This is a genomic window from Streptococcus mitis (assembly GCF_003942695.1).
Lineage (GTDB): Bacteria > Bacillota > Bacilli > Lactobacillales > Streptococcaceae > Streptococcus > Streptococcus mitis_BD.
In genome coordinates this window covers 1-20,734 of the sequence record NZ_RJNU01000012.1, presented here as the reverse complement: position 1 = coordinate 20,734, position 20,734 = coordinate 1, and the positions used below count along the sequence as shown (strand labels likewise).

Sequence of the window (20,734 nt, the reverse complement as noted above, 5' to 3'; positions counted from 1 at the left end):
TTCATTTCGTGTTACAATAGGAGAATGAATAAGTATCAAAAGAAGATTTTTAAGGGAACTCTATATTCACTGTTGTCAGGTCTGATTTGGGGAATTTGTGGTATTTTAGGAGAATATTTTTTCGCCCATTATCAGGTGTCGTCTGGCTGGATCACTTCCATGCGCTTGCTAGTGGCAGGGAGTTTGGTTTTAGTTTTATCAGCCTTTCAGTTACGCACCCAGTTATTGGATATCTGGCGGGACAAGAAAAATTATCTGCCTTTTTTAGCCTATGCTATTCTAGGTATTTTTTCTGTGCAGTTTTTCTTTTACCTCTGTGTTGAATATTCGAATGCGACGACAGCAACGATTTTGCAATTTATCAGTCCAGTTTTTATCTTGTTTTATAATCGTATCGTCTATCAAAAGAAGGCTTCTATCACAGCCATTCTCTATGTTTTGATTGCCATGTTAGGTGTTTTTTTGATGGCCACAAAAGGAGATTTGTCCCAGTTGTCCATGACTCCCTTAGCTTTGGTCACTGGACTCCTCAGTGCTGTAGGGGTTATGTTCAACGTTATCCTGCCTCAGCGTTTTGCACGTGACTATGGTTTTGTGCCGACTGTTGGTTGGGGGATGTTGCTAGCAGGTATTTTTAGCAATTTTCTTTATCCTATTCATCAGATTACCTTCCAACTTGATGTGACGAGCCTTTTGATTTGTTTTACTATTGCTGTGTTTGGAACGGCTTTTGCTTTTTTCCTTTCGATGAAGGCTGTGCTACTCGTCTCACCTTTAGTTGTATCAGTTGTGAGTGCCAGCGAACCTTTATCTTCCGCATTGTTAAGTGTGCTATTTCTAGGTATGGTTTTGGATGGTTTTCTAGCTTTGGCTATGATTTTGATTATCGTTCCGATGGTTTTCTTATCAATTGAGGAAACGAAGGAAAGGTAAAATGTTCTGTTCGAGTGCTTAAGGCTTCAAATTTGAAGCCTTTTTTGGTAGAATAGGTATCATTATAACGAACCAGGAGGCGCCTATGACTGCCACAAAAATGAATGCTCAAGAAATTATCCAATTTATCGCCAATGCTGAAAAGAAAACCAGTGTCAAAGTAACCTTTGAAGGGGAACTCGCAACTGCTGTACCTAGCTCTGTTGTCAAATTAGGAAATGTCTTATTTGGAGACTGGAAGGACGTGGCTCCTCTTCTTGATGGTTTGGTAGAAAATCAAGACTATGTTGTCGAGCAAGATGCTCGTAATTCTGCAGTTCCCTTGCTAGACAAGCGTAATATCAACGCTCGTATCGAGCCAGGTGCTATTATCCGCGATCAAGTGGAAATTGGCGACAATGCTGTCATTATGATGGGAGCTGTGATCAATATCGGAGCAGAAATCGGTGCAGGAACCATGATTGATATGGGTGCTATCCTTGGTGGTCGTGCCATCGTTGGGAAGAACAGCCACGTTGGTGCAGGTGCAGTTTTGGCGGGTGTGATTGAGCCAGCTAGTGCTGAACCAGTCCGTGTCGGAGACAATGTTCTTATCGGTGCCAATGCAGTGGTTATCGAAGGAGTTCAAATCGGCAGTGGTTCAGTCGTTGCGGCAGGAGCTATCGTTACCCAAGATGTTCCAGAAAATGTTGTGGTAGCAGGTGTTCCAGCTCGTATCATCAAAGAAATTGATGCCCAAACTCAACAAAAAACAGCGCTAGAAGATGCGCTTCGTACCTTGTAAAAATAAAAAGAGGCGGAACCCTTTTTCCAGCCTCTTTCTGCTATATCGGAGGATAGCTAGATGTTAGATTTGATTCAGACTCGACGAGATTTGCACCAGATTCCAGAGATTGGCTTAGAGGAATTCAAGACCCAGGCTTATTTGCTGGATGTGATTGAAAAATTGACTACGGGCAAGGATTTTGTTCAAATTCGTACTTGGCGAACAGGGATTTTGGTCTACCTGCAGGGAAGCCAGCCTGAGCGCACCATTGGTTGGCGCACAGATATTGATGGCCTGCCTATCCTTGAACAAACAGGCCTTCCTTTTTCTTCCCAACATCAAGGTCGTATGCATGCTTGCGGACATGATTTCCACATGACCATTGCCTTGGGCTGTCTCGAGCGTGCTCTTGAGGAGCAACCAAAGAATAATCTGCTCTTTCTTTTTCAACCTGCTGAAGAAAATGAAGCTGGTGGCATGCTCATGTATGAGGACGGCGCTTTTGGGGACTGGCTACCAGACCAGTTTTATGGACTCCATGTTCGTCCGGATTTGAAAGTCGGCCAGATTGCGACCAATACCCATACTCTCTTTGCAGGGACTTGCGAAGTTAAGATTCGTTTCAAAGGAAAAGGAGGACATGCAGCTTTTCCGCATGAAGCCAATGACGCCTTGGTGGCTGCTAGTTACTTTGTAACCCAAGTACAGTCAGTTGTCAGCCGCAATGTCAATCCAATTGAGGGAGCGGTGGTGACCTTTGGCCTTTTCCAAGCTGGAACAACTAACAACGTCATTACAGATACAGCCTTTTTACATGGAACTATTCGGGCCTTGACTCAGGACATGAGTCTCTTGGTACAAAAAAGAGTCAAGACAGTTGCAGAAGGGGTTGCAGCAGCCTTTGATATGGAAGTCGAAGTGGAACTCAAGCAAGGAGGCTACCTACCTGTTGAGAACAATCCAGCCTTGGCGCGTGAACTGATGGATTTTTTTGAAGAGAAAGACGGAATCGAGTTGATTGATATCGAGCCTGCTATGACTGGTGAGGACTTTGGTTATCTCCTTTCGAAGGTAGACGGCGTTATGTTTTGGCTAGGTATCGATAGTCCCTACGCCCTTCACCACCCTCAGATGAGCCCCAAGGAAGAAGCCTTAGCCATTGGGGTGGATGCGGTCTCTAGCTTTCTTCAAAAGAAAGCAGCAGAGTAGAGGGCTTGTCTATGAAATCGGAATTGCGCAAGCAAGTCTTGCAAGAAATGAAGGCTATCCCTCAGAAGCAAAAAATTGCTATGGATCAAGCTTTAACAGAACGATTTTTGAATCATCCTTTTTACCAAGAAGCCAAGGTCATCGCAACCTACCTCTCTTTCCCGCATGAGTTTCAAACGCAGGGACTGATCGACCAGGCGCTGAAAGACGGCAAGAAGGTTTTGATACCTAAAACCTATCCCAAGGGTCGCATGGAGTTTGTGGTCTACAATCCGCAGCAGTTGAAAAAAACTTCCTTTGGTTTACTGGAGCCCCAAGGGGACTTGGAAGTGGTGGATACCTCTCGGATTGATTTGATTCATGTTCCGGGCTTGGCCTTTACGATAGAGGGCTATCGGATTGGATACGGCGGAGGCTATTACGACCGCTATCTGGAGAATTTTGCTGGTCAGACCATGAGTACAATCTATCCTTGTCAAATCCAGAATTTCAACTCGGAAGACCATGATATTCCCGTTCAGGAGGTGCTAATCTATGAAGGAAATCTTTGATAAACGTTACCCTGTTACTAGTTTTTTCCTCCTAGTAACAGCTTTGGTATTTCTCTTGATGTTGATTACTACAGGCATCAACTTTGATCGGGTAAAAACTCTTTTTCAGTTTGGAGCTATGTATGGACCGATCATTCGCCTGTTCCCAGAGCAGATGTGGCGCCTTTTTTCGGCTATATTTGTGCACATAGGTTGGGAGCATTTCATTGTCAATATGCTTTCTCTCTACTTTCTTGGACGACAGGTGGAGGAGATTTTCGGCTCTAAGCAGTTCTTCTTTCTCTATCTCTTATCAGGAATGATGGGCAATCTATTTGTGTTTGCTTTTACACCGAAAGTCCTAGCAGCAGGAGCATCCACTTCTCTTTACGGACTATTTGCTGCGATTATCGTCTTGCGTTACGCAACTCGCAACCCCTATATTCAGCAGTTGGGGCAATCCTATCTGACACTTTTCGTGATAAATATCATTGGAAGTGTTCTGATCCCAGGAATCAGCCTAGCAGGGCATATTGGTGGCGCAGTAGGCGGTGCCTTTCTAGCAGTCATTTTTCCAGTCAAATGGGAGAGAAGGATGTATAGTACCAGCCAGCGAATCGGAGCAGCCGTACTTTTTATCGCACTAGCCGTTTTCCTTTTCTACAAAGGAATGAGTTATGTGTAGGGATGGAATAGTTAAAAAGAGCCTGGGACAAAAAGATTTTGATTTTAGGAATTCTTTATTATAAATTTTAAAAATCGATAGATTAGACAAAAAAGCGAACAAGATGGAATTCTGAGTGTCAGAAAACTCGTTTTGTTCGCTTTTTATATTTAAGGTTAGACTTTTGTCCCAGCCTCTTTATTGTATATAAGGTGTTTTTTATTCCCCCCCAGCTAACTCTTTTCCGAGTTGGATGAGGTAGTCTTTCAAGTCGTCTTTGACTTGAGGGTGTCTTAGTGCGTAATCAATAGATGTTTTCATAAAGCCAAACTTGTCTCCAACATCATAACGAGCGCCCTTGAATTCACGAGCGAAAACACGCTGTGTTTTGTTAAGGGTATCGATTGCATCGGTAAGTTGAATTTCATTTCCTGCACCTGGAGTTTGGTTTTCGAGGATTTGGAAAATTTCAGGTGTGAGAAGGTAACGTCCGATGATAGCAAGGTCGCTAGGAGCATCCTCTGGCGCAGGTTTTTCAACAAAGGTTTCAACGCTGTAAAGACCGTCTTTTCCTTCTCCTTGCGGAGCAATGACCCCGTAGGCAGATACTTCATCGTGAGGGACAGGCATGACCGCGATAGTGGAAGCGTGGGTGCGCTCATAGTCATCTATGAGTTGTTTGGTAAGTGGAACAGCCTTGTCGTTAGTGATATCCATCAAGTCATCACCAAGCATAACGACAAAAGGTTCATTTCCAACGAAAGCCTTGGCTTGCAAAACAGCATCTCCGAGCCCGCGTGGATGAGTTTGGCGGATAAAATGCAGACGCATACCAGTTGTTTCATCAACCAGCTTCAAAAGATCTGTTTTCCCTTTTTCTTTGAGGTTGTATTCCAGTTCGAAGTTTGAATCAAAGTGGTCCTCGATGGAACGTTTTGACTTACCAGTAACAACCAAGATGTCTTCGATTCCAGATTTGAGGGCTTCTTCAACGATAAACTGGATAGTTGGCTTGTCTACGATTGGCAACATTTCCTTGGCCAAGGCTTTGGTTGCAGGGAGGAAACGAGTTCCCAATCCAGCGGCAGGGATGACTGCTTTTCTGACTTTTTGTTTCATAATGTTCCTTTCTATAAGGGTCTAAGACCATTCGTTTTCTGCTTTAAATTCGTTGTTCATGATGTCATTGATTGCTTCTTTGATGTTGACACCTTCATAGATAACTCGGTAGATGGCCTGTGTGATTGGCATGTAGACACCCAATTCCTGAGCAAGCTCGTATGCTGCTCGAGTTGTTGAAATTCCTTCAATGACCATGCCCATGTTGGCTTCGATGTCTGCTAGGGATTCTCCACGACCTAGAGCATCACCGGCTCTCCAGTTACGAGAGTGGACAGATGTACTAGTTACAATCAAATCACCGACTCCAGAAAGACCGCTATAAGTTAGAGGATTGGCTCCAAGAGCGACCCCTAGTCGGGTGATTTCTGCTAATCCTCGAGCGATGATGGCTGCCTTGGCATTGTCGCCAAATCCTAGGCCATGTAATGCACCTGCACCAACTGCAATGATGTTTTTAAGAGCACCAGCGGTTTCAACTCCGATAACATCCGTATTGGTATAGAGGCGGAAGTAGTGATTGCTAAAGAGATTTTGGACGTACTGGGCAGTTTCAAGATCTTTGGACGCTGCGGTGATCAAGGTAATATCACGAACAATGGTTTCCTCAGCGTGACTAGGCCCTGAAACAACGACGACTTCACTACGGAGATCGGCTGGAATTTCCTCTTCAAGAATAGTTGATAGACGTTTGTGGCTATCTGGCTCCAAGCCTTTGGAGGCATGCATGATGACAACCTTGTGATCGAGTACCTTTGCTACTTGTTGGGCAACCAGTCTCGTTACTTTTGTTGGAACAACAAATAAAACAGCATCCACATTCTTTAATGTTTCTCCCAAGTCATGGTAGGCCTTGATGTTTTCGTCAAGTAGGATATCTTTGAAATAGCGTTTGTTTGTATGTTGGCTATTGATTTCATCGATTTGGTCAGGAATATTTCCCCAAATCCGAACCTCGTGTCCATTGTCGTTTAGGACCTGCGAAAGGGCAGTTCCCCAAGAACCAGGACCCAAGACAGCGATGGTTTGTTTCTTCATCTTCTCCTCCTTTTAAGAGTTCTTCTTTTCATTTTACCATAAAAAGCCTTTTCATGCATTACTTGCGAGTGAAAGCGCACTATTTTATAATAAGAAAACGCCTTTGACAAGATTCCTCTTTTTTGCTAGAATAGCATCAACATGAAAGAATGAGAGGAGCTGGCGAATTTCGTCACTCCCTTTTGTCTATCTGATTAGGAGGAAGTATGCTAATTGAAAAAATTAAAGCCTATAAATGGCAAGCCTTGGCATCCTTTGTGATGACAGGCTTGATGGTTGCAAGCTCGCTCTTGCAACCTCGCTATTTGCAGGAGGTTTTAGATGCTCTACTGGCTGGCCGACATGAGGCTATTTATAGTATTGGGGCATGGTTGATAGGAGTAGCCCTCGTGGGTCTGGTTGCAGGTGGTGTCAATGTTATTCTTGCAGCCTATATCGCTCAGGGAGTATCTTCGGATCTTCGGGAAGATGCTTTTCGTAAGATCCAAACCTTTTCTTATGCCAACATTGAGCGGTTTAATGCTGGGAATCTGGTTGTCCGCATGACCAATGATATCAACCAAATTCAGAACATGGTGATGATGGTTTTCCAAATCCTTTTCCGTCTTCCTTTGCTTTTTATTGGTTCCTTTATCTTAGCGGTTCACACCCTGCCTTCACTTTGGTGGGTAATTGTCCTTATGGTAGTGCTGATTTTTGCGCTTACAGGTATCATGATGGGGATGATGGGGCCGCGCTTCGCCAAGTTTCAAACTCTTCTTGAACGAATTAATGCCATCGCCAAGGAAAATCTACGTGGTGTGCGTGTGGTCAAATCCTTTGTGCAGGAAAAAGAGCAATTTGACAAGTTTACTGAGGTCTCAGATGAGCTTCTGGGACAAAATATTTATATTGGCTATGCCTTTTCAGTAGTGGAACCTTTTATGATGCTCATTGGGTACGGAGCGGTTTTCCTCTCCATCTGGTTGGTTGCGGGAATGGCTCAGTCGGATCCGTCAGTCGTTGGTTCTATTGCTTCCTTTGTTAACTATCTCAGTCAGATTATCTTTACAATCGTCATGGTTGGATTTTTAGGGAATTCTGTCAGTCGGGCTATGATTTCGATGATGCGTATCCGTGAGGTTCTAGATACCGAACCAGCGATGACTTTTAAGGATCTTCCAGATGAGGATCTAGAAGGAAGTCTCTCTTTTGAAAATGTGACCTTCACTTATCCTACTGATGAAGAGCCCATGCTTAAGAGTGTAAGTTTTGAAGTTGCACCAGGTCAGATGGTCGGTGTGGTGGGGGCGACTGGGGCAGGTAAGTCCACCCTTGCCCAGCTAATTCCACGACTTTTTGATCCACAGGAGGGATCTATCAAGATTGGTGGCAAGGACATTCGAGATGTCAGCGAGGGAACCTTGCGTAAAACAGTTTCCATCGTCTTGCAAAGAGCTATTCTCTTTAGTGGGACCATTGCAGATAATCTCCGTCAAGGAAAAGGCAATGCCAGCGTGTCCGAGCTTGAACGTGCGGCGCGGATTGCCCAAGCCAATGAATTTATCGGACGCATGGAAAACAAATTTGAGAGTCAGGTCGAAGAACGTGGCACCAACTTTTCTGGTGGACAAAAACAACGGATGTCGATTGCCCGAGGGATTGTCAGCAATCCCCGTATCCTAATTTTTGACGATTCGACTTCAGCCCTAGATGCCAAGTCAGAAAGACTCGTACAGGAGGCTTTGAACAAAGACCTGAAAGGGACAACAACGATTATCATCGCTCAAAAGATCAGTTCAGTCGTCCATGCAGACAAGATTTTGGTCTTGGATCAAGGGCGCTTGATTGGAGAAGGAAGGCATGCAGACTTGGTAGCTAACAATGCCGTCTACCGTGAAATCTACGAAACACAGAAGGGAAGGGAGGAATAAAATGAAAACCGTTCGATTTTTCTGGAATTATTTTAAAGTTTACAAGCTCTCCTTTGCCATTGTGATTCTGATGGTTGCAGTTGCGACGATTGCCCAAGCCCTCTTTCCTGTTTTTTCAGGTCAAGCAGTCACGGAGCTCGCTAACCTGGTTCTAGCTTATCAAAATGGGACTTCCGAACTAGCCTGGCAGAGTTTGTCAGCTCTGATGCTGAATCTAGCACTGGTTGTGCTGGTTTTGGTAGTGTCCAGTTTGATTTACATGGCCTTGATGACCCGTGTGATTGCTGAGTCAACAAATGAAATGCGTAAGGGTCTCTTTGGCAAACTTTCACGTTTGACGGTTTCTTTCTTTGACCGCCACCAGGATGGTGACATCCTCTCTCGCTTCACTAGTGACTTAGACAATATCCTTCAAGCCTTCAATGAAAGTCTAGTTCAGGTTATGAGCAATATTGCTCTTTACATCGGTTTAATTTTTGTCATGTTTTCAAGAAATGTGACACTAACCCTGATAACAGTAGCCAGCACCCCAGTGGCTTTTCTCATGTTGGTCTTCATAGTGAAAATGGCCCGCAAGTACACCAATCTCCAGCAAAAAGAGGTTGGAAAACTCAACGCCTACATGGACGAAAGCATTTCAGGGCAGAAAGCTGTTATTGTACAAGGAATTCAAAACGACATCGTAGCAGGCTTTGTGGAGCGAAATGAGCGCGTGCGCAAGGCAACCTTTAAAGGGAGAATGTTCTCAGGAATCCTCTTTCCTGTTATGAATGGGATGAGCCTGGTCAATACGGCCATCGTCATTTTTGCAGGTTCGGCTGTCTTGCTGAACGATCCAAGTATCGAAACAACAACAGCCCTAGGTTTGATTGTCATGTTTACCCAATTTTCTCAGCAGTACTACCAGCCGATTATCCAGGTGGCTGCGAGTTGGGGGAGCCTCCAGTTGGCCTTTACTGGAGCGGATCGTATCCAAGAAATGTTCGATGCAGAAGAAGAGATTCGTCCGCAAAATGCCCCTGCCTTTACGGAATTACGAGAAGGTGTTGAAATTAGTCGCATTGATTTCTCTTATGTGCCAGACAAGCCGATTTTAAAAGATGTCAGCATTTCAGCTCCTAAGGGGCAGATGATTGCAGTTGTCGGTCCAACTGGTTCAGGGAAAACGACCATCATGAACCTCATCAATCGTTTCTACGATGTGGATGCAGGTAGCATTTCCTTTGATGGAAAAGACATTCGTGACTACGACTTGGACAGTCTGCGGAGCAAGGTCGGTATTGTCTTGCAGGATTCGGTCTTGTTTAGTGGAACGATTCGTGACAATATCCGCTTTGGTGTGCCAGATGCCAGTCAGGAAATGGTCGAAGCTGCTGCTAAGGCAACTCATATTCATGACTACATCGAAAGCTTGCCTGACAAGTATGATACCCTTATTGATGATGAGCAAAATATCTTCTCGACTGGGCAGAAACAATTGATTTCCATCGCTCGAACCTTGATGACAGATCCCCAAGTCCTAATCTTAGATGAAGCGACTTCCAATGTCGATACCGTAACAGAAAGCAAGATTCAACATGCCATGGAGGCAGTTGTAGCAGGTCGAACCAGTTTTGTCATTGCCCATCGTCTCAAGACCATCCTCAATGCTGATCAGATTATTGTCCTCAAAGATGGAGAGGTCATTGAACGTGGAAATCATCACGAGTTGCTCAAACTCGGCGGTTTCTACTCGGAACTGTATCACAATCAATTTGTCTTCGAATAAAAAAGAAGTTGTCCTCGTTGGGCAGCTTTTTCTTGTCCATAAAAAATACTTATCACGGTCTTTAAAAAAACATATTAGACAGGAAAGGGTTGGAGTGATAAGATAAGACTGTCGCAAGAAAATCGAAAGGAGACATATCATGGCTAGAACAGTTGTTGGAGTAGCGGCAAACCTATGTCCTGTAGACGCAGAAGGAAAAAACATCCACTCATCTGTATCCTGTAAATTTGCTGAAAGTATTCGTCAGGTTGGCGGACTTCCTTTGGTCATTCCGGTTGGTGATGAGACACTTGTCCATGACTATGTAGAAATGATTGACAAACTCATCTTGACAGGTGGGCAAAATGTCCATCCTCAGTTTTACGGGGAGAAAAAGACTATTGAGAGTGATGATTACAACCTTGTACGCGATGAGTTTGAACTAGCTCTCTTGAAAGAAGCGCTCCGTCAGAATAAACCAATTATGGCAATCTGTCGTGGTGTTCAGCTGGTCAATGTTGCTTTTGGTGGCACTCTCCACCAAGAAATTGAAGGTCACTGGCAAGGCTTGCCTTTTGGGACATCTCATACTATTGAGACAGTAGAAGGAAGCGTGGTGGCTAAGTTGTTTGGCAAAGAAAGTCAGGTCAACTCAGTCCATCGTCAGAGTATCAAAGATCTGGCACCTAATTTCCGTGTGACAGCGGTGGACCCTCGAGATCAGACAGTGGAAGCGATTGAGTCTGTCGACGAGCATCGTATTATCGGTTTACAGTGGCACCCAGAGTTCCTGGTCAATGAAGAAGATGGCAATTTAGAATTATTTGAGTATTTATTAAATGAATTGTAACGGTTAGAATCTCTAGCCGTTTTTTTGTCTTATTTCGTTCAAATTTTAATATTGTAACATTTTTTACGCAAATGTTTAAATTATGATAAAATTTGGAAAAATTCAGTATAAAAACTTGAAAAAATCTAAGGTAAGGGTTATGATAGAAGAGAAGAAATTTTGGAGGAATATTATGTCACATATTAAATTTGATTATTCAAAAGTATTAGATAAATTTGTTGCACCACATGAACTAGATTATATGCAGCCTCAAGTGACTGCAGCAGATTCTGCTCTGAGAAATGGTACAGGTCCTGGGGCAGAAATGACTGGCTGGTTGAACTTACCTGAAGAATATGACAAAGATGAATTTGCTCGTATTCAAAAGGCTGCTGCTAAAATCCAATCTGATAGTGAGGTATTGATCGTAATCGGTATTGGTGGTTCCTATTTAGGAGCTCGTGCAGCTATTGATTTCTTGAATAATTCATTTGTAAACTTGCAAAGAAAGGAAGAACGCAAGGCACCTCAGATCCTCTATGCTGGAAACTCTATCTCTTCAAGCTATTTGGCTGATTTGGTAGACTATGTATCAGACAAAGATTTCTCAGTAAACGTGATTTCTAAATCAGGTACAACAACTGAACCGGCTATTGCTTTCCGTGTCTTCAAAGAACTCTTGGTTAAGAAGTACGGTCAAGAAGAAGCTAACCAACGTATCTACGCAACTACAGACCGCGCTAAAGGTGCAGTTAAAGTTGAAGCAGATGCTAATGGCTGGGATACTTTTGTAGTGCCTGATAGTGTAGGTGGTCGTTTTACAGTATTGACAGCAGTGGGGCTCTTGCCAATCGCAGCTGCAGGAGCTGATATCAGCAAGTTAATGGAAGGAGCAAATGCTGCTCGCAAGGCTTATGCTTCTGATAAGTTGGCTGAAAATGAAGCATATCAATATGCAGTTGTACGCAATATCTTGTACCGTAAAGGTTATCTGACAGAAGTTCTAGCTAACTATGAACCATCTCTGCAATACTTCTCTGAGTGGTGGAAGCAACTGGCTGGTGAGTCAGAAGGGAAAGACCAAAAAGGGATTTATCCAACTTCAGCTAACTTCTCAACAGACTTGCACTCTCTGGGACAATTTATCCAGGAAGGTACCCGTATCCTCTTTGAAACAGTTATCCGTGTAGATAAACCTCGCAAAAATGTGCTGATTCCTGAATTGGCAGAAGACTTGGACGGTCTTGGCTACTTGCAAGGAAAAGATGTTGACTTTGTCAATAAAAAAGCTACAGATGGAGTGCTGTTAGCACACACTGATGGTGGAGTTCCAAATATGTTTGTGACACTGCCTGAGCAAGATGAGTTCACTTTGGGCTACACTATTTACTTCTTTGAGTTGGCTATTGCTCTTTCTGGCTACCTGAATGGTATCAATCCATTTGACCAGCCTGGAGTTGAAGCTTATAAGAAAAACATGTTTGCTCTTCTTGGGAAACCAGGCTTTGAAGAGCTGGGTGCTGAGTTGAATGCACGCCTTTGATTCTCATATGCTTTGAGTTCATTTAGAATATAAAAAGATCCACAAGTTCATTTCTTGTGGATTTTTAGTACAAGCCTCTTAATTAGTTTATTATTTTTTTTAAAAGTGTAAAAAAGAGTGTCTTAATTCTTTTATGAAAGCGCTGTATAATTGCCTTGTAAATAAAATTTGAGAGGTATCAAAATGAATGATTGGTTAAACATAAAAGGCAAAACAGTTCTTGTGACTGGCGCGTCATCTGGGATCGGTAAGGCAATCGTTGAAGAATTGCTGGAATTAGGAGTCAATGTAGCGAATTTTGATCTTAGCGACAACGATTTGCGTCACCCGAATCTATTATTTGTAAAAGTTGATGTAACTTCTCGCTCTGAAGTAGAAGAGGGTGTTGCCAAAATAGTTGAAAGATTTGGCAATATTGATGCGGTAGTCAATAATGCAGGGATTAATGTTCCCAGATTATTAATTGATGCAGAAAATCCTAAAGGTCCTTACGAGTTAGACGATGAAACGTTTGAAAAAGTAACAATGATTAATCAAAAAGGTTTGTATTTGGTTAGTCAGGCAGTAGGACGTATTTTAGTGAAAAATGGAAAAGGTGTAATTGTGAACATGGCTTCAGAAGCAGGCTTGGAAGGTTCTGAAGGACAAAGTGCCTATGCTGCCACAAAAGCAGCAGTCTATAGTTACACTCGTTCATGGGCAAAAGAGCTGGGTAAGCATGGTGTACGTGTGGTTGGAATTGCTCCAGGAATTATGGAAGCTACGGGACTTCGAACTCTTTCTTATGAGGAAGCTCTTGCTTATACCCGTGGAAAGACGGTAGAAGATATTCGAGCTGGTTATGCTTCAACTTCAACAACTCCTTTGGGACGAAGTGGTAAACTACGGGAAGTAGCTGACCTTGTAGCATTCTATATTTCAGACCGTTCTAGCTATATAACTGGAGTCACTACAAATATTGCCGGAGGGAAAACTCGCGGTTAAAAAAATGAAGGTGAGGAAGAGAGTTGACCATAGTAAATCGATGGTATAATATTTTAGAAAAAATGGTCTCACAGCCAACTTATTCCTTGGTAGATATGCGCTCAGAGCTGGATATTAGTATGCAAACCTTGCAAAAGAGTATCCAACAATTAAATGATGTTTTGGCTCCGAGTATCCAGATTATCTCACAAGATGATCAGTTAATGTTAGAGGTGTATGACTATACTGAGTTGGAAAGGATTTTATCTGGTAGTTTAAAACGGGAGAGTGACTTCAATTCTTCCAGTAAAAGAATTGCCTATTTACTAAAACGTTTAATTGAGTCAACCTCCCCTCTTCTTATTGACGACTTGGCTGAGGAAGCAGGTGTTAGTAGAAGTACCCTTAATAAGGATTTAAAACAAGTAAAATCTTTGGCAGAGAGTTACTCTATCACTATTTCAGGAAAGCCCAACCGTGGGCTGGAGGTCTTGGGGTCCGAGCTGAATTTGCGCTTGCTCTATATTCACCAAGTGGCCCCTTACTTTGAAGGAAAGACACTCACCGAGGCAACATCTTCTTTTCTGGAGACGCTACTCCAGGAGTATAAAATCCCGAAAGAAACAAAGGAACTCCTTCGAAAGACCATTTCAATTATGGTGGAGCGTATTCATGCATCTAGGGTGTTGAGTTGCCCTATTCCTTACTATAGGAATGATTTAACAGAGACACCTTTGGTTGAAAAATTAATCTATCATATTGAGATGACTTATAAGATTTCCCTCAGTCAGTTTGAGATAGACTTTTTGTGTTTTCCGTTTAATATCCGTTTTATTGACACTTTAAGCAAGCCGTCTTATCAATCTGAACAGCTTGCAAACATTTTTCAAGGGATTGTCAAGAAAGTCAAAGAAACAATGTTGGTTAACTTTGATGATGAAGAATTATTTGAAGAAATCAAGTCTCATCTAGGCTCCTTAATCAATCGACTGATTTTCCATGTGCAAGCTAATGATATATTCCATGGCGAGGTTCAAACTCAATATCCTTTTGCTTTTGAAATGGCGAAAATTGCTGGAGAAGAACTATCTGCAATTTTTGGTTCTGAATTGGAATTATCTGAAATCGGATATCTGGCTTTGTATTTTGAAATGATTTTAAGAAAGCAAAACTCTGTTGTAAATGGTTCTCGCAAGCAGATAGCTGTAGTTTGCACAACAGGAAGAGGAACTGCTGCGATGATTATTCAGCAACTCAGACGAATTCTTGGAAATGATGTAGACATTACTCAGTATTCTGAAGAGGATTTTAATCTGGATTTGAATCAGGACTATTTCGCGATTTTTACGACAGTTCCTCTAAAATATAAAGATTCTAAATCTCCAGTCATTCAAGTTAATCATCTTTTTGATGATCAATGGCTGCAGGAAGAATGGCAGAGGGCCAATGCTTTTCATCAAAAAAATCTAGAAACAGTCAGCTTACGTTTTCTTCGTTTGACTCCCCAAAAAACCTATCAGCAATACTTGCTAAATATGGTTGCAGAGTTAGAGAAACTTCAGATGATTGATGAAGGTTTTAGAAATCGGATAATTGATAGGGATAAAAAACAATCAACCATTTTTGGTGGAGGAATTGCCTTCCCCCATACAATTAACCAGGGTTATGCAAAGACTATTTTAATGTTTGGAAAGCTAGAAGAGCCTTATCAAAAAGGAGATGATTGGATTGAATTTATCTTTCTAGTCGCCATTCCCTCAGAAATTGAAAGCAAAATGGAGAGTGAATTGCTGGAATTGTATGACGACATTTTTCGAATTGCAGGAGAGCCTTCTCTAAAAGAAGCATTGAGGGCTGTAGAAACAGAGACAGAGTTTCTATCATTTTCTAAGAGCAAAGGAGTATTTTAATGAATTCGCTAATAATTTTCGCTGTATTTGTCATGGCAGCTTATATATTTCAAATGTTCCTCGGCTGGCAGCAACTCAAAGACTTCAATAAGACCTATACGATGCTCCGAAAACTGGGGCGCGTAGCGATTGGCAGGAAGTCCGGAAGAATCAAATCCGGTACGATTGTCATGTTCGCGGTTGATGAAAACGGTCGGGTTCTTAAAGCTAGCAAAATGCAAGGAGTCACAATCTTAGCACGTTTTCAAAATATGGACGATTATGTTGGAGAAGACATCCATTATTTTGACAAGTATAATCCTCTTGTGAGAAAAGAAAATAAGTTGATGCAATCAGCCATAGAAGATGCTAGAAAAGTCTATCTTTGGAATGAGGCAGGTATTGAGAAAGAGACAAGTTCATCTGATTCTTTTCTGGGATTCGGCTTTTATGCGAATTACTTACAATTATCTATTAAACAGTTATTTAAAAAAAATAAGAAAGGGAGTTCCTTATGAATCACATTACAAATTTTGCAGAGAGTTTTATGAAACTCTTCCAATTAGGTGGAGAAACCTTTATTAGCTGGATGACAAATATTGTACCGCTTGTCTTGATGCTATTGATTGCAATGAATACCCTTATCGCTTTCTTGGGAGAAGAGAAGGTCAATTCCCTGGCTAAGATTTCTGCCAAAAATCCTGTTAGCCGGTATATGATTTTACCTTTCATTTCTGCCTTTATGCTGGGGAATCCGATGGCAATCAGTATGGGACGTTTCTTACCAGAATATTATAAACCTAGTTTTGTAGCAGCTCAGATGCAGTTCTGCCACACTTCAAATGGTGTATTTCCGCATATCAATCCTGGGGAATTGTTTGTATGGATGGGAATTGCAACAGGAATTCAAACTTTAGGTTTAAGTCAAATGGACTTAGCCATTCGTTACATGCTTGTTGGGCTTGTCATGAACTTTGTAGGCGGTTGGGTGACCGATTTTACAACTGCTTATGTAGCAAAACAGCAAGGTGTTACCTTGAGTAAAACATTTGATTTATAGAAAGAGTGAAATTATGTCATATAAGAGTATAAAAGTTGTTAAAGGAAATGGCGGTTTCGGAGGACCTTTGGTCATTACACCTAGTGAAGCTAAGCATAAATTCATCTATATCACTGGCGGAGGAGAAAAGCCAGATATTGTAGATAAAATTGCTGATTTGACCGGTATGGAAGCTGTTAATGGGTTTAAAACTTCTATCCCAGATGAGGAAATTGCTTTAGCAATCGTGGATTGTGGCGGTACTCTTCGCTGTGGTATTTATCCTAAAAAGGGGATCCCTACAATAAATATTGTCGCTACAGGGAAAAGTGGGCCTCTAGCTCAATATATAACCGAGGAAATCTATGTGTCAGCAGTTGGCCTTAATCAAATTTCTGCTGCTAATGAAGACGAAAAAGCGACAACTGTGGTAACAGAAAAGCCAACTTACGATACTAGTAAAAAAATTACAGAGCAAAAAGCTGAAACAAGTATTGTAGCAAGAATTGGGATGGGCGCTGGGAAGGTCGTTGCGACTTTCAACCAGGCTGCTCGTGAAGCCATCCAAACAATGCTCAACACGATCATTCCTTTCATGGCCTTTGTTTCCTTGCTGATTGGGGTTATTCAAGGTTCAGGTGTTGGAAATTGGCTGGCAAAATTAATGGTTCCCCTAGCTGGGAACATCTGGGGACTCATTTTGATTGGCTTTATCTGTTCCTTGCCATTCCTATCTCCTTTGTTAGGCCCCGGAGCTGTTATCAGTCAGATTATTGGAACCTTAATTGGAGTTGAAATCGGCAAAGGGACTATTCCGCCCCAAATGGCTCTGCCAGCTATATTTGCTATCAACACTCAAAACGGTTGTGATTTCATTCCTGTAGCACTCGGTCTATCTGAAGCCAAGGCTGAAACAGTTGAGGTTGGTGTCCCTTCTGTGCTTTATTCACGCTTTCTCAATGGTGTTCCGCGGGTGCTAGTAGCTTGGATAGCTAGTATTGGCCTTTATCAGTAAACTTTTGATAGATGCACGTAAACATAGCAACTATTATGTTAAACTTATCTATAAGCATAAGTTTATGACAGATTTGAGAAAGGATGAATAGGAATTAGATGAAGAAAATTTTTGAAGCTAAAGTAATTCAAGTGGGGCCTGAAGCTCAGAATATGATTCAAGATGCCAATATGCTCATTTTGTTTGGAGAAGAAGCTCCGGAAGACTTAGCAGAGTATTGTTTTAAAATCGATAACAAAAATCTTCTAGGTGCAATACTAGAAGGTGGAAAGCTGGTGGTAGATAGTCAGGAATATTCGATTACTGCCGTAGGAAATGTAGTAGAAAAAAATTTAACTGGACTGGGCCATATCACGATTTCTTTTGATGGTTCAAAAGAGGGCAGCCTGCCGGGCACTCTCCATGTTGCAGCAGACCAAGCAGTAGTAATTGAAAAGGACTCTACCATTCAGATTTTCGAAACTGCTTGACCATAATAAAATTTCAAATCAAGCAATTTAGAAAAATAAAAGTCTAAAAAATTGATTCAGAGCTTGGACAAAAAGTCCAGGCTTCTGGGTCTAAATTAGAAAAAATAGATGACGCAGTGGTTGATTGGCAAGTCAATCAAACTAGCCAGTCAGTGCAAGGGAATTCCCAGCAGATGGATCCACAAGGGGTGCCTGAACAGAAGGGAAAGACCAAAAAGGTATTTACCCAACTTCAGCTAACTTCTCAACTGACTTACACTCATTGGGTCAATTTATCCAAGAAGGAACTCGTATCATGTTTGAAACAGTTGTCCGTGTTGACAAACCACGTAAGAACGTGATCATTCCTACTTTGGAAGAAGACCTTGATGGACTTGGTTACCTTCAAGGAAAAGACGTTGACTTTGTAAACAAAAAAGCAACTGACGGTGTTCTTCTTGCCCACACTGACGGTGACGTACCAAATATGTATGTGACTCTTCCAGAGCAAGATGCCTTTACTCTTGGCTACACGATCTACTTCTTCGAATTGGCAATCGCCCTTTCAGGTTACTTGAATGCCATCAACCCATTTGACCAACCAGGTGTTGAAGCCTACAAGCGTAACATGTTTGCCCTTCTTGGGAAACCAGGATTTGAAGAATTGAGCAAAGAACTTAACGCACGTCTATAATAGAAGAAAAGAGTGGCTTGTCCACTCTTTTTACTCTCTTTATTCGTAGACATTGGACTCAGGCGAGACTTGTGATATAATATAGAAAGCAAAAAGGCAGACGCCTAGAGACTTTATAGGAGAAACTATGTCAAAAGATATCCGCGTACGCTACGCACCAAGTCCAACAGGACTACTACACATCGGAAATGCCCGTACAGCATTGTTTAACTACCTTTACGCACGCCATCATGGTGGAACTTTTATCATTCGTATCGAAGATACTGACCGTAAACGCCATGTTGAGGATGGAGAACGTTCACAGCTTGAAAACCTTCGTTGGTTGGGGATTGACTGGGATGAAAGCCCAGAAACTCATGAAAACTACCGCCAATCAGAGCGTTTGGAACTCTATCAAAAATACATCGACCAATTGCTAGCCGAAGGAAAAGCCTACAAATCTTACGTTACAGAAGAAGAGTTGGCAGCTGAGCGCGAACGCCAAGAAGCAGCTGGTGAAACACCACGCTACATCAATGAATATCTTGGCATGAGCGAAGAAGAAAAAGCAGCTTACATCGCAGAACGTGAAGCAGCTGGTATCATCCCAACTGTTCGTTTGGCTGTCAATGAGTCTGGTATCTACAAATGGCATGATATGGTCAAAGGTGATATCGAGTTTGAAGGTGGCAACATCGGTGGTGACTGGGTTATCCAAAAGAAAGATGGTTACCCAACTTACAACTTTGCCGTTGTCATCGATGACCACGACATGCAAATTTCCCATGTTATTCGCGGAGATGACCACATTGCCAACACACCCAAACAGCTTATGGTTTATGAGGCTCTTGGTTGGGAAGCTCCAGAGTTCGGTCACATGACTTTGATCATCAACTCTGAAACGGGTAAAAAATTGTCTAAACGCGATACCAATACCCTTCAATTTATCGAAGACTACCGTAAAAAAGGCTATTTGCCAGAAGCCGTCTTTAACTTTATCGCCCTTCTTGGCTGGAACCCTGGTGGGGAAGACGAAATCTTCTCTCGTGAAGAGCTCATCAAGCTCTTTGATGAAAACCGCCTCAGCAAATCTCCAGCGGCTTTCGACCAGAAGAAACTAGACTGGATGAGTAATGACTACATCAAGAGAGCTGACTTGGCAACTATCTTTGAAATGGCCAAACCATTCCTTGAAGAAGCAGGACGATTGACTGACAAGTCTGAAAAAATGGTGGAACTATACAAACCACAAATGAAATCAGTAGACGAGATTGTTCCACTGACAGATCTTTTCTTCTCAGATTTCCCAGAGTTGACAGACGCTGAGCGCGAGGTCATGGCAGGAGAAACCGTTCCGGTTGTTCTAGAAGCCTTCAAAGCGAAACTAGAAGCAATGACAGATGAAGAATTTGTGACAGAAAACATCTTCCCACAAATCAAAGTAGTTCAAAAAGAAACAGGTATCAAAGGGAAAAACCTCTTCATGCCGATTCGTATTGCCGTTTCAGGTGAAATGCATGGACCAGAATTACCAGACACCATTTTCTTACTCGGACGTGAAAAGTCAATCCAGCATATTGAAAACATACTGAAAGAGATTTCTAAATAAAAAGGACTTCCGATGGATACATGGGAAAAAATGTATGAAGAAGCACGAGCCTTATACAATCCTCATGAAGTTTCTGACTTTGTTTATGCTAACCATGTTGTTGCTGCAGTAGAAGCAGAAGATGGTCAGATCTTCACAGGATTTTGTATGGAGGGCACTTGTGGCGTTTTTCATCTCTGTGCAGAACGAGCGGCTCTCTTCAATATGTATCAATTTTCAGGACAAACCAAAGTTAAGAAAATCCTCGCCTTTCGAGATAAACCTCCCTACGGCGAAGGATCAGGTATGCCCTGTGGCGCTTGCAGAGAATTTCTCTTAGAATTGAATGCTGAAAACAAAGAAGCAGAGTTCATGATGGACTACGAAACAAGAAAAACAATTAAGGTTGCCGAGTTGATTCCTTACTGGTGGGGAGAGGAACGTGCGACAAATTGGAAAGATAAATAGAAGGAGTCAGTTTAACTGGCTCTTTCCCTAATCTTTTCAGAATTTCGGTAAAGAGGAAAAAAGTCCTTGACAAAGGTAAAAAAGTAGGTATAATAGAAAGAGTTGAAAAACTCAGGTCCGTTGGTCAAGGGGTTAAGACACCGCCTTTTCACGGCGGTAACACGGGTTCGAATCCCGTACGGACTATGGTGTATTGCGGTTAAAAAAACTTGAAAAAAGTTTAAAAAATCTGTTGACAGAGGCAGGTAGCTGTGATATACTAATGTAGTTGTCGCTCGAGAGAATGAGTGACAAAGACCTTTGAAAACTGAACAAGACGAACCAATGTGCAGGGCACTATAACTAAGGTTATAGTACTG

19 protein-coding genes, 1 tRNA gene and 1 pseudogene are annotated in these 20,734 nt (G+C 42.1%); 19 read left to right on the top strand and 2 right to left on the bottom strand.

Annotation, left to right across the window (positions count from 1 at the left end; all coding sequences use genetic code 11):
• Nucleotides 1–24 precede the first annotated feature (24 nt).
• From D8852_RS08530 to D8852_RS08510, 5 genes are all read left to right on the top strand, one after another.
• Nucleotides 25–933, top strand: a complete 909-nt coding sequence (locus D8852_RS08530) for a DMT family transporter (RefSeq protein WP_125416796.1) — start codon at nt 25–27, stop codon at nt 931–933.
• A gap of 85 nt (nt 934–1,018) precedes the next feature.
• Nucleotides 1,019–1,717, top strand: a complete 699-nt coding sequence (gene dapD, locus D8852_RS08525) for a 2,3,4,5-tetrahydropyridine-2,6-dicarboxylate N-acetyltransferase (RefSeq protein WP_125425707.1) — start codon at nt 1,019–1,021, stop codon at nt 1,715–1,717.
• 60 nt (nt 1,718–1,777) lie between these two features.
• Nucleotides 1,778–2,908: an N-acetyldiaminopimelate deacetylase gene (locus D8852_RS08520; RefSeq protein ID WP_125425705.1), complete on the top strand. Its 1,131-nt coding sequence runs from the start codon at nt 1,778–1,780 to the stop codon at nt 2,906–2,908.
• Between the two features lie 11 nt (nt 2,909–2,919).
• Nucleotides 2,920–3,459 carry a 5-formyltetrahydrofolate cyclo-ligase gene (locus D8852_RS08515; RefSeq protein ID WP_125425703.1) on the top strand — a complete coding sequence of 180 codons (540 nt, stop codon included), beginning with the start codon at nt 2,920–2,922 and terminating at the stop codon, nt 3,457–3,459.
• Complete coding sequence (locus D8852_RS08510; RefSeq protein WP_125425701.1) at nt 3,443–4,123, top strand: rhomboid family intramembrane serine protease; 681 nt, start codon at nt 3,443–3,445, stop codon at nt 4,121–4,123. The genes D8852_RS08515 and D8852_RS08510 overlap by 17 nt, the downstream gene beginning before the upstream one ends.
• Nucleotides 4,124–4,321: 198 nt before the next feature.
• Here the strand turns inward: D8852_RS08510 and galU are convergent, their stop codons facing one another.
• Both galU and D8852_RS08500 read right to left on the bottom strand, forming a co-directional pair.
• Nucleotides 4,322–5,221 carry a UTP--glucose-1-phosphate uridylyltransferase GalU gene (gene galU / locus D8852_RS08505; RefSeq protein ID WP_125425699.1) on the bottom strand — a complete coding sequence of 300 codons (900 nt, stop codon included), beginning with the start codon at nt 5,219–5,221 and terminating at the stop codon, nt 4,322–4,324.
• Between the two features lie 21 nt (nt 5,222–5,242).
• Nucleotides 5,243–6,259, bottom strand: a complete 1,017-nt coding sequence (locus D8852_RS08500) for an NAD(P)H-dependent glycerol-3-phosphate dehydrogenase (RefSeq protein WP_125425697.1) — start codon at nt 6,257–6,259, stop codon at nt 5,243–5,245.
• A gap of 206 nt (nt 6,260–6,465) precedes the next feature.
• Here D8852_RS08500 and D8852_RS08495 point away from each other — a divergent pair, with 206 nt between their 5' ends.
• From D8852_RS08495 to D8852_RS08430, 14 genes and pseudogenes are all read left to right on the top strand, one after another.
• Entirely contained in the window at nt 6,466–8,172 is a 1,707-nt protein-coding gene (locus D8852_RS08495) for an ABC transporter ATP-binding protein (RefSeq protein ID WP_125425696.1), read from the top strand.
• 1 nt (nt 8,173) lies between these two features.
• Nucleotides 8,174–9,940, top strand: a complete 1,767-nt coding sequence (locus D8852_RS08490) for an ABC transporter ATP-binding protein (RefSeq protein WP_125425694.1) — start codon at nt 8,174–8,176, stop codon at nt 9,938–9,940.
• A gap of 139 nt (nt 9,941–10,079) precedes the next feature.
• Nucleotides 10,080–10,769, top strand: coding sequence for a gamma-glutamyl-gamma-aminobutyrate hydrolase family protein (locus tag D8852_RS08485; protein ID WP_125425692.1), 690 nt, complete (start codon nt 10,080–10,082; stop codon nt 10,767–10,769).
• 172 nt (nt 10,770–10,941) lie between these two features.
• Complete coding sequence (locus D8852_RS08480) at nt 10,942–12,291, top strand: glucose-6-phosphate isomerase (RefSeq protein ID WP_000018239.1); 1,350 nt, start codon at nt 10,942–10,944, stop codon at nt 12,289–12,291.
• 183 nt (nt 12,292–12,474) lie between these two features.
• Complete coding sequence (locus D8852_RS08475; protein ID WP_038804195.1) at nt 12,475–13,275, top strand: SDR family oxidoreductase; 801 nt, start codon at nt 12,475–12,477, stop codon at nt 13,273–13,275.
• A 62-nt stretch (nt 13,276–13,337) separates the two neighbouring features.
• Nucleotides 13,338–15,164, top strand: a complete 1,827-nt coding sequence (locus D8852_RS08470) for a BglG family transcription antiterminator (RefSeq protein ID WP_080639548.1) — start codon at nt 13,338–13,340, stop codon at nt 15,162–15,164.
• On the top strand, nt 15,164–15,661 hold the full coding sequence (locus tag D8852_RS08465; protein WP_033585448.1) for a transcriptional regulator GutM: 498 nt from the start codon (nt 15,164–15,166) through the stop codon (nt 15,659–15,661). The genes D8852_RS08470 and D8852_RS08465 overlap by 1 nt, the downstream gene beginning before the upstream one ends.
• A complete protein-coding gene (locus D8852_RS08460; RefSeq protein ID WP_001015684.1) occupies nt 15,658–16,203 on the top strand; it encodes a PTS glucitol/sorbitol transporter subunit IIC in 546 nt (181 codons plus the stop codon). The genes D8852_RS08465 and D8852_RS08460 overlap by 4 nt, the downstream gene beginning before the upstream one ends.
• Before the next feature lie 13 nt (nt 16,204–16,216).
• Entirely contained in the window at nt 16,217–17,197 is a 981-nt protein-coding gene (locus D8852_RS08455; RefSeq protein ID WP_038804194.1) for a PTS glucitol/sorbitol transporter subunit IIB, read from the top strand.
• Between the two features lie 98 nt (nt 17,198–17,295).
• Nucleotides 17,296–17,667, top strand: coding sequence for a PTS glucitol/sorbitol transporter subunit IIA (locus D8852_RS08450; RefSeq protein WP_008808177.1), 372 nt, complete (start codon nt 17,296–17,298; stop codon nt 17,665–17,667).
• A 196-nt stretch (nt 17,668–17,863) separates the two neighbouring features.
• Nucleotides 17,864–18,340 (top strand): annotated as a pseudogene (gene pgi / locus D8852_RS08445) (glucose-6-phosphate isomerase); the annotation flags it as partial.
• A 127-nt stretch (nt 18,341–18,467) separates the two neighbouring features.
• On the top strand, nt 18,468–19,928 hold the full coding sequence (gltX, locus tag D8852_RS08440; RefSeq protein ID WP_125425690.1) for a glutamate--tRNA ligase: 1,461 nt from the start codon (nt 18,468–18,470) through the stop codon (nt 19,926–19,928).
• 12 nt (nt 19,929–19,940) lie between these two features.
• Nucleotides 19,941–20,375 (top strand): cytidine deaminase family protein, encoded by a 435-nt coding sequence (locus D8852_RS08435; protein WP_000382000.1) that lies wholly within the window; start codon nt 19,941–19,943, stop codon nt 20,373–20,375.
• A 114-nt stretch (nt 20,376–20,489) separates the two neighbouring features.
• Nucleotides 20,490–20,561, top strand: a tRNA-Glu gene (locus D8852_RS08430).
• Nucleotides 20,562–20,734 lie beyond the last annotated feature (173 nt).

What these genes read in the sequence shown, in the direction of transcription:
- D8852_RS08530 (WP_125416796.1), top strand. Translation starts at nt 25, where the DNA reads ATGAATAAGTATCAAAAGAAGATTTTTAAGGGAACTCTATATTCACTG.
- dapD (WP_125425707.1), top strand. Translation starts at nt 1,019, where the DNA reads ATGACTGCCACAAAAATGAATGCTCAAGAAATTATCCAATTTATCGCC.
- D8852_RS08520 (WP_125425705.1), top strand. Translation starts at nt 1,778, where the DNA reads ATGTTAGATTTGATTCAGACTCGACGAGATTTGCACCAGATTCCAGAG.
- D8852_RS08515 (WP_125425703.1), top strand. Translation starts at nt 2,920, where the DNA reads ATGAAATCGGAATTGCGCAAGCAAGTCTTGCAAGAAATGAAGGCTATC.
- D8852_RS08510 (WP_125425701.1), top strand. Translation starts at nt 3,443, where the DNA reads ATGAAGGAAATCTTTGATAAACGTTACCCTGTTACTAGTTTTTTCCTC.
- galU (WP_125425699.1), bottom strand. Translation starts at nt 5,221, where the DNA reads ATGAAACAAAAAGTCAGAAAAGCAGTCATCCCTGCCGCTGGATTGGGA.
- D8852_RS08500 (WP_125425697.1), bottom strand. Translation starts at nt 6,259, where the DNA reads ATGAAGAAACAAACCATCGCTGTCTTGGGTCCTGGTTCTTGGGGAACT.
- D8852_RS08495 (WP_125425696.1), top strand. Translation starts at nt 6,466, where the DNA reads ATGCTAATTGAAAAAATTAAAGCCTATAAATGGCAAGCCTTGGCATCC.
- D8852_RS08490 (WP_125425694.1), top strand. Translation starts at nt 8,174, where the DNA reads ATGAAAACCGTTCGATTTTTCTGGAATTATTTTAAAGTTTACAAGCTC.
- D8852_RS08485 (WP_125425692.1), top strand. Translation starts at nt 10,080, where the DNA reads ATGGCTAGAACAGTTGTTGGAGTAGCGGCAAACCTATGTCCTGTAGAC.
- D8852_RS08480 (WP_000018239.1), top strand. Translation starts at nt 10,942, where the DNA reads ATGTCACATATTAAATTTGATTATTCAAAAGTATTAGATAAATTTGTT.
- D8852_RS08475 (WP_038804195.1), top strand. Translation starts at nt 12,475, where the DNA reads ATGAATGATTGGTTAAACATAAAAGGCAAAACAGTTCTTGTGACTGGC.
- D8852_RS08470 (WP_080639548.1), top strand. Translation starts at nt 13,338, where the DNA reads ATGGTCTCACAGCCAACTTATTCCTTGGTAGATATGCGCTCAGAGCTG.
- D8852_RS08465 (WP_033585448.1), top strand. Translation starts at nt 15,164, where the DNA reads ATGAATTCGCTAATAATTTTCGCTGTATTTGTCATGGCAGCTTATATA.
- D8852_RS08460 (WP_001015684.1), top strand. Translation starts at nt 15,658, where the DNA reads ATGAATCACATTACAAATTTTGCAGAGAGTTTTATGAAACTCTTCCAA.
- D8852_RS08455 (WP_038804194.1), top strand. Translation starts at nt 16,217, where the DNA reads ATGTCATATAAGAGTATAAAAGTTGTTAAAGGAAATGGCGGTTTCGGA.
- D8852_RS08450 (WP_008808177.1), top strand. Translation starts at nt 17,296, where the DNA reads ATGAAGAAAATTTTTGAAGCTAAAGTAATTCAAGTGGGGCCTGAAGCT.
- gltX (WP_125425690.1), top strand. Translation starts at nt 18,468, where the DNA reads ATGTCAAAAGATATCCGCGTACGCTACGCACCAAGTCCAACAGGACTA.
- D8852_RS08435 (WP_000382000.1), top strand. Translation starts at nt 19,941, where the DNA reads ATGGATACATGGGAAAAAATGTATGAAGAAGCACGAGCCTTATACAAT.